12 protein-coding genes are annotated in these 12717 nt (G+C 31.4%); all 12 read left to right on the top strand.

The window, feature by feature from the left end; translation table 11 throughout:
* Window positions 1-44 precede the first annotated feature (44 nt).
* Window positions 45-767: a ZIP family metal transporter gene (locus BS101_RS21085; RefSeq protein ID WP_073540718.1), complete on the top strand. Its 723-nt coding sequence runs from the start codon at window positions 45-47 to the stop codon at window positions 765-767.
* A gap of 66 nt (window positions 768-833) precedes the next feature.
* Complete coding sequence (locus tag BS101_RS21080) at window positions 834-1886, top strand: L-threonylcarbamoyladenylate synthase (protein ID WP_073540716.1); 1053 nt, start codon at window positions 834-836, stop codon at window positions 1884-1886.
* A 21-nt stretch (window positions 1887-1907) separates the two neighbouring features.
* On the top strand, window positions 1908-2366 hold the full coding sequence (locus tag BS101_RS21075) for a low molecular weight protein arginine phosphatase (RefSeq protein WP_073540714.1): 459 nt from the start codon (window positions 1908-1910) through the stop codon (window positions 2364-2366).
* Window positions 2367-2463: 97 nt separating this feature from the next.
* Window positions 2464-2913 carry a ribose 5-phosphate isomerase B gene (gene rpiB / locus BS101_RS21070; RefSeq protein WP_073540712.1) on the top strand — a complete coding sequence of 150 codons (450 nt, stop codon included), beginning with the start codon at window positions 2464-2466 and terminating at the stop codon, window positions 2911-2913.
* A gap of 75 nt (window positions 2914-2988) precedes the next feature.
* Entirely contained in the window at window positions 2989-3618 is a 630-nt protein-coding gene (upp, locus tag BS101_RS21065) for a uracil phosphoribosyltransferase (RefSeq protein WP_073540710.1), read from the top strand.
* 199 nt (window positions 3619-3817) lie between these two features.
* Entirely contained in the window at window positions 3818-4234 is a 417-nt protein-coding gene (locus tag BS101_RS21060) for a deoxycytidylate deaminase (protein WP_073540708.1), read from the top strand.
* 149 nt (window positions 4235-4383) lie between these two features.
* Entirely contained in the window at window positions 4384-5412 is a 1029-nt protein-coding gene (locus tag BS101_RS21055; RefSeq protein ID WP_073540706.1) for an MraY family glycosyltransferase, read from the top strand.
* Between the two features lie 51 nt (window positions 5413-5463).
* Window positions 5464-6612, top strand: coding sequence for a non-hydrolyzing UDP-N-acetylglucosamine 2-epimerase (gene wecB / locus BS101_RS21050; RefSeq protein ID WP_073540704.1), 1149 nt, complete (start codon window positions 5464-5466; stop codon window positions 6610-6612).
* Window positions 6613-6792: 180 nt separating this feature from the next.
* Entirely contained in the window at window positions 6793-7968 is a 1176-nt protein-coding gene (locus BS101_RS21045; protein WP_073540702.1) for an acetyl-CoA C-acetyltransferase, read from the top strand.
* A gap of 857 nt (window positions 7969-8825) precedes the next feature.
* Entirely contained in the window at window positions 8826-10001 is a 1176-nt protein-coding gene (locus BS101_RS21035) for an acetyl-CoA C-acetyltransferase (protein ID WP_073540700.1), read from the top strand.
* Window positions 10002-10735: 734 nt separating this feature from the next.
* Window positions 10736-11917 (top strand): acetyl-CoA C-acetyltransferase, encoded by a 1182-nt coding sequence (locus BS101_RS21030; RefSeq protein ID WP_073540698.1) that lies wholly within the window; start codon window positions 10736-10738, stop codon window positions 11915-11917.
* Window positions 11918-12329: 412 nt separating this feature from the next.
* The gene (locus BS101_RS21025; RefSeq protein WP_073540696.1) at window positions 12330-12698 is read left to right on the top strand and encodes an ATP synthase subunit I; all 369 of its coding nucleotides are present in this window, start codon (window positions 12330-12332) and stop codon (window positions 12696-12698) included.
* Window positions 12699-12717 lie beyond the last annotated feature (19 nt).

The raw sequence follows: 12717 nt of genomic DNA, 5'->3' as shown, positions 1-12717 counted from the left end.
GCAATAAATATGAAATATAAATAATAGATAAAGGTGAGTTTATTTTGCATATAGATATGTTCTATATAGTAATAATAGGAAGCATAGTATCTCTTTTAGGGACTATGATAGGTGCTTCATTAGGAGCGGCAGTTAAAAACCCGTCTAATAAGTTACTGGGGTTTATAATTGGTTTTGCAGGAGGAGTAATGTTATCGGTGGTAGTATTTGATCTGATCCCAGAGGCCACTAGTAAGTGGAGTTTATCGTATACTATTTTATTTGTGATTTTAGGAGTTATAATTATTGCTATAGTTGATGACAAAATAAATATAAATAATTCTAATCGGCATATTAGAACGGCATTTATGGCTTCTTTAGGACTTATGCTTCATAATTTCCCGGAAGGAATAATAGTGGGATGTGGCTTTGCAGCAGGTAGTACACTTGGAATAAAAATGAGTATTATAATTACAATTCATGATATACCAGAAGGCATTGCGGTAGCGGCACCCCTTGTGGCATCTAAAGTAAAAAATTCAAAGATACTTTTTTATGCCTTTATTACAGCTTTTCCTACTGCCATAGGAACCTTTACAGGTGCTTATATAGCAAACATCTCTCCTGATGTATTAGGTATGTGTCTTTCTATAGCCTCTGGAATAATGCTGTATGTTATATGTGGAGAGATGATACCGGAATCTTCAAAGCTTTGGGAAGGTATAACAAGTACACTTGGAACTTTAAGTGGCATTATTTTAGGACTTGTAATAGTACAGATATTATAAATCTATAAAATGTAATAAAAGAGCATATTAAAAATTTGTTTTAATTTAAAGAAGGGATATTGTTTTATGAATACAAAAGTAAAAATTTTAGATGAAGGTAATTTGGATGTAGAAATTATTAAAGAAGCAGGAGAAATAATAAGAAATGGAGGATTGGTGGCTTTCCCTACGGAAACTGTATATGGGCTTGGGGCAAATGCGCTTGATTCCGAAGCGGTAGAGAAAATATTTAAAGCTAAAGGTAGGCCTCAGGACAATCCCTTGATTGTACATATAGCTGAAATAAAAGATATGAAACCGTTGGTTATAGATATATCACCTGTGGCTCTTAAGTTCATACAGAATTTTTGGCCTGGTCCTATGACTATAATTCTTCCTAAATCCTCTATTATTCCAGATATTACAAGTGCATCTCTTGATAGTGTGGGAATTAGGATGCCATCTAATATTATAGCCAGAGAACTTATAAAAGCAGCAAAGGTTCCCATTGCAGCACCTTCTGCAAATGTATCAGGAAAACCAAGTCCTACGGATGTAGACAGGTGTATAGAAGATTTAAATGGTAAAGTAGATCTTATATTAGGAGGAAGCATGTGTGATGTTGGAGTAGAATCTACAGTTATAGATTGTACTGTAAGTCCTAGTTGTATATTAAGGCCTGGTGGTATAACTCTTGAGATGTTGAGGGAAATAGAAAAAGAAGTTTATATTGATCCGGCTGTAATGAAAAAAGCCGAGGGTAATAATAGGCCTAAGTCTCCTGGAATGAAGTATAGGCATTATGCCCCTAATGCTCCAGTAAAAATAGTTAAAGGAAATTTAAATAAAACTATTGCAAAAATTAATGAAATGGTAGAGAATTATATAAGTGAAAATAAAACTGTAGGAATAATTGCTACAGATGAGACAAGAGAATTTTATAAGAATGCGTTAGTAATATCTGTGGGAAGTAGACATAATATGTTAAGTGTGTCTAAAAATTTATTTGAAACACTTAGGAGTTTTGATGATAATAAAGTTGATATTATAATATCGGAGGCTTTTGAGGAAAAAGGCATAGGATTAGCAATAATGAACAGATTGAATAAATCTGCTGGTTTTGATATTATAAAAGTATAATTTTTTAGGGGAGGTTAGCAGATGGAAAATATATTATTTGTCTGCACTGGGAATACTTGTAGGAGCTGTATGGCAGAAGTTATATTTAATTCTAAATCTGATATAAAAGACATAAAAGCTGTTTCTGCAGGATTGTCAGTAGTACCAAATAGTATTGCTTCTAGAAATTCAGTAGTAGTTTTAAAAGAAAATATTGATGTAGATATAAGCAGCAGAAAAGCCCTGCAGTTAAGTAATTCCATGATAAAAGATTCAAAAATTATTTTAACAATGACTGCTTATATGAGAGATATATTAAGACAAAATTTTACCAATTTCAAAAATAAAATATATACTTTAAATGAATTTGTTTCATTGAAAGGAGATATAAAGGATCCTTTTGGACAGGATATATATAAATATAGAATTGTCTATGCTGAACTGGAAAATAGTATTTCGTTGCTAATAAAGAAATTAAAGGAAGATATAAGCATTAATTAAATGTTGTTATCTTCTTTTTTTGCGAGGTTATGTTTTTATTAAATTATTTGCAATATAATTTTAAATAATATATTATATATTTTTGGAGGTATTTTTTATGAAAATTGCTTTAGGTAGTGACCATGCGGGTTTTCCTTTGAAGAAAGAAATAATAGAACATTTAAGGAATAAAGGTTTAGAGTTTGAAGATTTTGGAACTTTCTCGGAAGAATCCTGTGATTATCCAGATTATGCATTAAAAGTTGGAGAACAGGTTGTAAATAAAAATTATGATTTTGGAATATTGGTGTGTGGGACCGGCATAGGAATAAGTATAGCTGCAAATAAAATACCGGGAGTGAGAGCTGCACTTTGTGGGGACACTTTCAGTGCACATGCCTGTAGGGAGCATAATAATGCTAATATACTAGCTATAGGTCAAAGAGTAGTAGGTGTAGGACTTGCCCTTGATATAGTAGATAATTTTTTATTTACTGAGTTTCAAGGAGGTAGACATCAGAAGAGGATAGATAAAATAGGAGAAATAGAAAAAAAATACAGCAGATAATATACAACTGATTAGTTATAATTATTTACTGCAAATTATTAAGGAATACCTTAATGGAATTGGAGGATATATTTAATGAGTAAAGTAACACAAATAACACATCCACTTATATTACATAAATTAGCTTTGATAAGAGATAAGCGAACAGGCTCTAAAGATTTTAGAGAACTTGTAGAAGAAGTAGCTATGCTTATGGCTTATGAAGTAACTAGAAATCTTCAAACAGAAGAAGTAGAAATAGAGACCCCTATATGTGATACAACTTGTAAGATGCTTTCAGGGAAAAAGGTGGCAGTAGTGCCTATATTAAGGGCAGGCCTCGGAATGGTGGGAGGAATGTTAAAACTTATACCTGCAGCAAAAGTGGGACATATAGGGCTTTATAGGGATGAAACTACATTAAAACCTGTAGAATATTTTTGTAAGTTACCTCAAGACATAGGGGAAAGAGAAGTGATTGTTACAGACCCTATGCTTGCTACAGGAGGCTCAGCTATAGATGCTATAGCTATGTTAAAACAAAAAGGTGCTAAGAATATAAGGCTTATGTGTTTGATAGCTGCAGAAGACGGTATAAAGTCAGTTACAGAAGCACATCCAGATGTTGATATTTATACGGCAGCCATAGATAAAGAGTTAAATAAAAATGGATATATAGTTCCAGGCCTTGGAGATGCTGGTGATAGGTTATATGGAACAAAGTAAAAATTATTTTAATTTTTAGTAAGAAAAGCCCAATTTATAATTTAATGGGCTTTTCTTAAAGTATTTTATGATAATTCATTTTTAAAGTAGCAAGATTTTAATATATGACCTATAACAGGAAAGGAATTGTTCCAAAACATTATCTAATAGTTTATAATATATAATGTATTATTATATATTAAGGAGACAATTGCTAACTATGAGGAAAGATTGGGATAATTATTTTATAGATATTGCTTTTCAAGTTGCAGAGAGAAGCACGTGCCCTAGATTGCATGTAGGGGCAGTTCTTGTAAAGAATAGAAGAATAAAAGGTACGGGATATAATGGTAGTCCTAGGGGATTAGAACATTGTGATGAAGCAGGATGTTATATGAAAGATAATCATTGTATAAGAACCATTCATGCAGAAGTGAATTGTTTGCTTGAAGTATCACCAGATGATAGGGAAAACTCTACACTATATGTAACCCATATGCCTTGTCCGGAATGCCAAAAATTAATAATTAACTGTGGAGTTAAAAGGGTTATATATTGTGAAGATTATATACCAGAAATTAATTGGTTTAAAAAAGTACCTGAAATTGAATTAATATGTATAGAAAGAGTAAAATAATATAATATCTGGATGAAATATTTTTATTCTTCTGAATCTTAAAATAGATCATAAAGAGGCATAATAGCGCTAATTTCCAATTTTCAGGAATAGGGGATTAACAATAATAGCCTTGGGATAAACAGAAGATATGATTAAGGAAGGTTAATATGAGTAGTTTATACCTATTTGCAATAGTATCAACAGTGCTTTCAGTTATATTTACGCCAATTGTTAAAAAGATTGCTTTAAAGTTACAGATTATAGATGTGCCAGAGGGGGATAGAAGGATACACAGTAAGCCTACCCCACTTTTAGGAGGATTGTCTATATATGCTTCCTTTGTAATTACATTATTATTAAAAAAAGGAAGTTTTACAAGAGAAGAGGTGGGGCTTGTATTAGGTGCTACAATAATAGTAATAGGTGGATTCTTAGATGATAAATTTGATATAAAGCCCAGATATAAATTAATATTTCAAATTGCAGCTTCTATAATTTTAATTATATATGGAGTAAAAATAGTACGAATAACTAATCCCTTTGATAGCTTACATCAATTTACCAATGTGGGAGTGATGTCCATTCCATTAACTATAATTTGGGTAGTGGGCATTACCAATGCCTTGAATTTGATAGATGGTTTAGATGGTCTGGCATCAGGTATTGGATTGATATCTTCTTTGACTATTTTGATTATAGCATTATTAAATAATAGATATGAGCCTGCAATACTTGCCATTATACTATGTGGGTCTATACTTGGATTTTTACCCTATAATTTTAATCCTGCTTCTATATTTATGGGAGATACGGGGGCACAGCTGCTTGGATTTTTACTTGCATCTATATCCATTGAAGGAGCTATAAAATCCGCTGCAGCATTTTCTATAGCAGTTCCTATTCTTGCACTTGGAATACCAATATACGATACTCTTTTTGCCGTGATAAGAAGAAAGATAAATGGTAAACCTATTATGCAAGCTGATAGAGGACATCTTCACCATAGACTTCTTGACATGGGATTTAGTCAGAAACAAGCTGTTGGAACAATGTATGCTATAAGTGCAGTATTAGGCAGTTTTTCTATAATAGCTATGGAAATAAATGCACAACTATCTTATTTTCTTCTGGCGATAATTATGGTGGTTTTAGTTTTTATAGCCTGGAGGGCGGGGTTTTTTGAACATAGAGATTAAGGTATCTTTCATTTTCTAGTTGTTTTAGATACCTAAAAATGGAGGTTTAATATGAATAAACTTAAAATTATCACGATATTTGGAACAAGGCCTGAAGCAATAAAAATGGCTCCGTTAATTAAAGAGTTTGAAAAAAGACATAATATAGAAAATAAGATATGTGTTACAGCCCAACACAGAGAGATGCTGGATCAAGTTCTAAAACTTTTTAATATTATACCTGATTTTGATTTAAATATAATGAAAAGCAATCAAACATTGACAGGTATAACCAGCAGGGTACTTCAAGGACTTGAAGAAGTGTTTGATAGAGAAAATCCAGACTTGGTGCTTGTTCATGGAGATACTACTACTACATTTGCAGGAGCACTAGCAGCTTTTTATAAAAAGATAAGAGTAGGTCATGTAGAAGCAGGCCTTAGAACTTATGATAAGTATTTTCCTTTTCCGGAGGAAATGAATAGAAAACTTACAGGAGCTATAGCTGATCTTCATTTTGCACCAACATCTGGTTCCAGAGAGAACCTCCTTAGGGAAGGAGTACCTATGAATGAAATATTTGTTACTGGAAATACAGTAATAGATTCAATGAAATTTACTGTGGATAAAGACTATGTGTTTAATAATAATGAATTAAATAATATAGATTATCATAAAAGTAAAGTAATAATGGTAACTGCTCATAGGAGGGAAAATTGGGGAGAAGGCATTGAAAATATCTGTAATGCATTAAAAAAAATAGTAGAAGAAAATAAAGAAGTAGAGGTAATCTACCTTGTACATTTAAATCCTAAAGTGAAAGATATGGTATATAAAATACTTGGAAATGTTACTAGAGTTCATCTTCTAGATCCTTTAGATACTAAAGAAACTCATAATTTGATGGATAGGTGTTATATGGTTATGACTGATTCTGGAGGACTTCAAGAAGAAGCTCCACATCTTGGCAAACCTGTATTGGTACTTAGAAATGTAACTGAAAGACCAGAAGCGGTAAAAGCAGGTACAGTAAAATTAGTTGGAACAAAGAAGAGGGATATAATAAAACTGGCAAGTGAACTTATATCAGATTCCAGTAAATATGATGTGATGAGTAAAGCCGTAAATCCTTATGGGGATGGTAAGGCATCAGGGAGAATAGCTGCAGCTATTTTGCAGTATTTTAATATAGAAAAAGGGGAATATGAAGAGTTTATTTGAGTATACTATGTTTAGGTTAGTAAGTTAATTATAGGAGTATAAAAAACCTTTGTGTTTTTTTTAACAACAACATTGACAACGTTATGATTACTTAGTATAATTAGCTTGTCATCAGGATATTAAACATCGGATAGGTTAAATTTTAGTTAAAAATAAAATAAACTTTTAGGAGGATTTACGATGAGAGAAGTAGTTATTGTAAGTGCAGTGAGAACAGCTATAGGAAGTTTCGGTGGAACTTTGAAAGATGTTCCAGCAGTAGAATTAGGAGCTGTAGTTATAAAAGAAGCAGTAAAAAGAGCAAATGTTAAGCCAGAACAAATAGATGAAGTTATATTTGGAAATGTAATACAGGCAGGTCTTGGTCAGAGTCCAGCGAGACAGGCAGCTGTAAAAGCAGGTATTCCTGTAGAAGTTCCAGCATTCACATTAAATAAGGTTTGTGGTTCAGGACTTAGATCAGTAAGTTTGGCAGCTCAGGTTATAAAAGCTGGAGATGCTGATGTTGTCGTAGTTGGTGGAATGGAAAACATGTCTGCTGCTCCATATGTACTCCCAAAAGCTAGATGGGGACATAGAATGGGAGAAGGTAAAATAGTTGATGCTATGATAAAAGATGGACTTTGGGAGGCATTCAACAATTATCATATGGGAATTACAGCTGAAAACATAGCAGAAAAATGGGGTTTAACAAGAGAAGAGCAAGATGAATTTTCAGCATCATCCCAGCAAAAAGCAGAAGCAGCTCAAAAAGCAGGTAAATTCAAAGATGAAATAGTTCCAGTAACTGTTAAGATAAAAAAGAAAGAAGTAGTTTTTGATACTGATGAGTATATAAAACCAGGAACAACTGCTGAAACACTAGCAAAATTGAGACCGGCATTCAAAAAAGATGGAACAGTTACAGCAGGTAATGCTTCAGGAATAAATGATGCAGCAGCAGCTTTGGTTGTAATGAGTGCAGATAAGGCAAAAGAACTTGGAATTAAACCACTTGCAAAGATTGTTTCCTATGGAAGTGCAGGATTGGATCCAACAATAATGGGATATGGTCCTTTCCATGCAACAAAAGCAGCACTTGAAAAAGCTAACTTGTCAGTTGCAGATTTAGACTTAATAGAAGCAAATGAAGCATTCGCTTCACAGAGTTTGGCAGTAGCAAAAGATTTAGAATTTGATATGAGCAAAGTAAATGTAAATGGAGGAGCAATAGCTCTTGGACATCCAGTTGGAGCATCAGGAGCAAGAATACTTGTTACATTACTTCATGAAATGCAGAGAAGAGATGCAAAAAAAGGCCTTGCAACATTATGTATAGGCGGTGGAATGGGAACTGCTTTAATAGTAGAGAGATAAATAAAAAATGTTACTTTAGACATGAAAAATAGATGATTTAGACTGTCGACAAAATTTGTCGGCAGTCTTTTATTTGTTGTATTAGTTCACTTTTTAGAGAAAAATGGAGCTCAGTATTTGTTTAGACTATTCAGCAATGATTATAAAGGAGAACGGGAGCTTATGATTACAGAAAATGAAGTTAGAAAGTGTTCATAAGAAATCTTAAAAGTCAAGATAGGAAGTATAATCTTTCTAACAAATATCAGAATAACCAAAAAAGTAGTTAACTTTAAATTTAATACTAGGATATAATTCTAAATTATACAACAAATTAAAATAATTCCTTATATAGTAATTTATTTTAAAAATCAAATAGATGCTATTAATGTATTTATATTTAAGTTATATTTTTCTATGTTTATTTTGGGGACTAAACATTTAAATGTAAATTCATTTGTTTTCTAGTTTGAAATATCTTAAAATAAAGCATATTTGCTTATTTTAAGTCAATATGTTTACATATGATTAAATAACTTAAAAAACAGTGTAAAAGCTGTCTATAAATATATCTTTGATAAGCTTTGTGTTTTTTTTAACAATACATATTGATAAAAAATTAATTAGTTAGTATAATTAATATATTCAAATTGTATGAATTAATTAAATTATTTTGAATAATGATGTTTAAGATATAAACTTAAATAATTGTGAAGTAACATCATACAATTTCATCATTTATAAAAATTTTTTGATGAACTAATATAGCTTATATTTAAGAATATGAGCACTAAGATTCAAAACACTTGAAATTTAAGTGATTTAAACTTTACTAAAGATTTAGGTTTAAATAAATTTATTTTAGGAGGGTTCATTTTATGAAGGATGTAGTTATTGTAAGTGCAGTAAGAACAGCTATAGGGAGTTTTGGTGGAACTTTAAAAGATATTCCTGCTGTAGATTTGGGGGCAATAGTCATAAAAGAGGCAGTAAAAAGAGCAGGTATCAAACCAGAACAAGTAGATGAAGTTATATTTGGAAACGTAATACAGGCAGGTCTTGGACAAAGTCCAGGAAGACAAGCTGCTGTAAAAGCAGGTATTCCTGTAGAAGTACCAGCGTTTACACTAAATAAGGTTTGCGGTTCAGGACTTAGAGCAGTAAGTTTGGCAGCTCAGCTCATAAAAATTGGAGATGATGATATTGTTGTAGTTGGTGGGACAGAAAACATGTCCGCTGCACCATATCTAATTCCAAAGGCTAGATGGGGACATAGAATGGGAGAAGGAAGATTAGTTGATGCCATGATAAAAGATGGACTTTGGGAAGCATTTAACGATTACCACATGGGAATTACAGCTGAAAACATAGCAGAAAAATGGGGAATAACAAGAGAGATGCAGGATGAATTTTCATTAGCATCACAACAAAAAGCAGAAGCAGCCATAAAGGCAGGAAAATTTAAAGATGAAATAGTTCCAGTAACCGTTAAGCAGAAAAAGAAAGAAATAATTTTTGATACTGATGAATTCCCTAGATTTGGGACAACTATAGAAGCATTAGCAAAATTGAAACCATCATTCAAAAAAGATGGAACAGTTACAGCAGGTAATGCTTCGGGAATAAATGATGCAGCAGCAGCTTTAGTTGTAATGAGTGCAGATAAAGCAAAAGAACTTGGAATTAAGCCTCTTGCAAAGATTGTTTCCTATGGAAGTAAAGGATTAGACCCAACAATAATGGGATACGGACCTTTCTATGCAACAAAGCTGGCACTTGAAAAAGCTAACTTGTCAGTTGCAGATTTAGACTTAATAGAAGCAAATGAAGCATTCGCTTCACAAAGTTTAGCAGTAGCAAAAGATTTAGAATTTGATATGAGCAAAGTAAATGTAAATGGTGGAGCAATAGCTCTTGGACACCCAGTTGGCTGCTCTGGCGCAAGAATACTTGTTACATTACTTTATGAAATGCAGAGAAGAGATGCGAAAAAGGGACTTGCAACATTATGTATAGGAGGAGGAATGGGAACTGCACTAATAGTTGAAAGATAATTTTATATAATGGATTATATTTGTAGTCTAAAATAAAGAACAAAGTAAGTATCGTAATGATTACTTACTTTGCTTTTTTTATTAGAGTAATGTACATAAGTTTTATTTCCTGTAGCTAAAATAGGGCAGTAATCATCAATTCAACTGCTTTTCTTGCCTTTATTTATTGTGCCTCTATATTTATTTTATGCAAATAGTATAGGAACTTTGACTTTTCAGACATGTCCTAACTGCATGGAGATTTTGTTGAGAATGTAAACTTCAATAAAATAGGTTGTGCAGATAAGTGTAATAATATTCATAAAAGTTAATATAAGTAATTTGAAACTTCTAATATATTATAAAATATCGTATATTATGGCATTTACAGTTAAAATATTAAAATATAAAGGAATAAGTCAAATATAAATGAAAATGTTCACATATGCTTTCATTTATATGACTTTGTGTTTTTTTTAACAAGAAATATTGATTAAATATCAATTAACTAGTATAATATAATTGTGTGAATTAAATTGCTTATTTGAAATAATCAATATTTTAAATAAGTTTAGATAATTGTGAAATTCGTATGGGAGATTTCAGGATTTGTAAAAGTTTTATCAAGATAAACACGACATTTTTGTAAAAGTTGTAATAATAGTTAGTTAGAATTATGAAATTTAACATAATTGTAATTTTACAATAATCTGAATGTAAAATATTATAAAAAATAAATTATAGGAGGATTTGTTATGAGAGAAGTAGTTATTGTAAGTGCTGTAAGAACAGCTATAGGAAGCTTTGGGGGAACTTTAAAAGATGTTTCTGCTGTAGATTTAGGAGCTATAGTTGTAAAGGAAGCAGTAAAAAGAGCTGGTATTAAACCAGGAGATGTAGATGAAGTTATATTTGGAAACGTAATACAAGCAGGTGTTGGACAAAGTTTAGCAAGACAAGCAACTGTATATGCAGGACTCCCAGTGGAAGTTCCAGCTTTCACAGTGAACAAGCTTTGCGGTTCAGGACTTAGAACAGTAAGTTTAGCAGCTAGTCTTATACAAAATGGAGACGATGATGTAGTTGTAGTTGGAGGATCAGAAAATATGTCTGCTTCACCATATTTAATTCCAAAAGCTAGATATGGATATAGAATGGGAGAAGGAAAAATATATGATGCTATGTTACATGATGGCCTTATAGATTCATTTAACAATTATCATATGGGAATTACAGCTGAAAATATAGCAGAAAAATGGGGAATAACAAGAGAAGATCAAGACAAATTTGCATTAGCATCACAACAGAAAGCAGAAGCTGCTATAAAATCAGGAAGATTCAAAGATGAAATAGTTCCAGTAACTGTTAAGCAGAAAAAGAAAGAAATAGTTTTTGATACTGATGAAGATCCAAGATTCGGAACAACTATGGAAGCATTAGCAAAATTAAAACCAGCATTTAAGAAAGATGGAACAGGAACAGTTACAGCAGGTAACTCTTCAGGAATAAATGATTCAGCAGCATCATTAGTTTTAATGAGTGCAGATAAAGCAAAAGAACTTGGAATTAAACCACTTGCAAAATATGTTTCTTACGGAAGTGCAGGATTAGACCCAGCTATAATGGGATATGGACCATATTATGCAACAAAAATAGCACTTAAAAAAGCTAATTTGACAATAAAAGATTTAGATTTAATAGAAGCAAACGAAGCATTTGCTGCTCAAAGTATAGCAGTAGCAAGAGATTTAGAATTTGATATGAGCAAAGTAAATGTAAATGGAGGAGCTATAGCTCTTGGACATCCAGTTGGATCATCAGGTGCAAGAATACTTGTTACATTACTTCATGAAATGCAAAAGAGAGATTCCAAGAAAGGTCTTGCAACACTCTGCATAGGCGGAGGACAAGGAACTGCTGTAATAGTTGAAAGATAATTTAAACATATTTTAAATATTTAAGAGGGAAAATAAAGAAAGTATTGATTTAATGCTTTCTTTATTTTTACGTGTCATTAAATATTTATTACCATATAAAATTTTAAATATACAGATTTAATGAGTAATTACTGCAAAATATAGCATTAATTTACTTAGATTAAAGAAAAATAAACAATTTAGAGAAAAATCAAGCTTTTAGATTATATTTTTAGGGTATATAATTAAAGTTGTATGCTGACAAAAGCTGTGTATTATATTAGCTGTAAAGGATTAAATAGTATTATAAATTTATTACATACCTTAGTAAAAGTATGTAATAAGCTTTTGAAATTTTCTATATTATGATAAAATATGTTTAAAAACAGTAATCTAATTTTTAATATGTACTTATTTGTAAAAGGAGGAATTGATGGATAGAAATATTTTAGGAAATACAAAGATGGTATTTTTAATTAATGTAATAATAGGTATATTATTAGCGGGTTTATCACAGTTGTTTTTCAAGAGATATGGATTATTTATTCTACTTGGAATGTCTATAGCTATGTTTAATTTTTTTGTTAACAATATACTAGGTAGATCAATGTTACATAAATTTAAAAGTTCATCGGCATTTTTATATCTTATAGGTTTTATTATTAGAATTATGATTGCTACAGGAATAGGGTATATTACTTTTAGATACAACAAATATAATGCAATAGCATATTTATTTGGCTATACTTGTAATCTATTAGGCGTATATATATATTTAGCTTTTGAAAATAACAAAACATAAACTTATAATAATTATAGAA

The sequence above is a fragment of the Clostridium kluyveri genome (assembly GCF_001902295.1).
GTDB classification, from domain to species: domain Bacteria; phylum Bacillota; class Clostridia; order Clostridiales; family Clostridiaceae; genus Clostridium_B; species Clostridium_B kluyveri_B.
The sequence above is the reverse complement of the archived record's forward strand: the minus strand, read 5'-3'. Positions and strand labels throughout refer to the sequence as shown.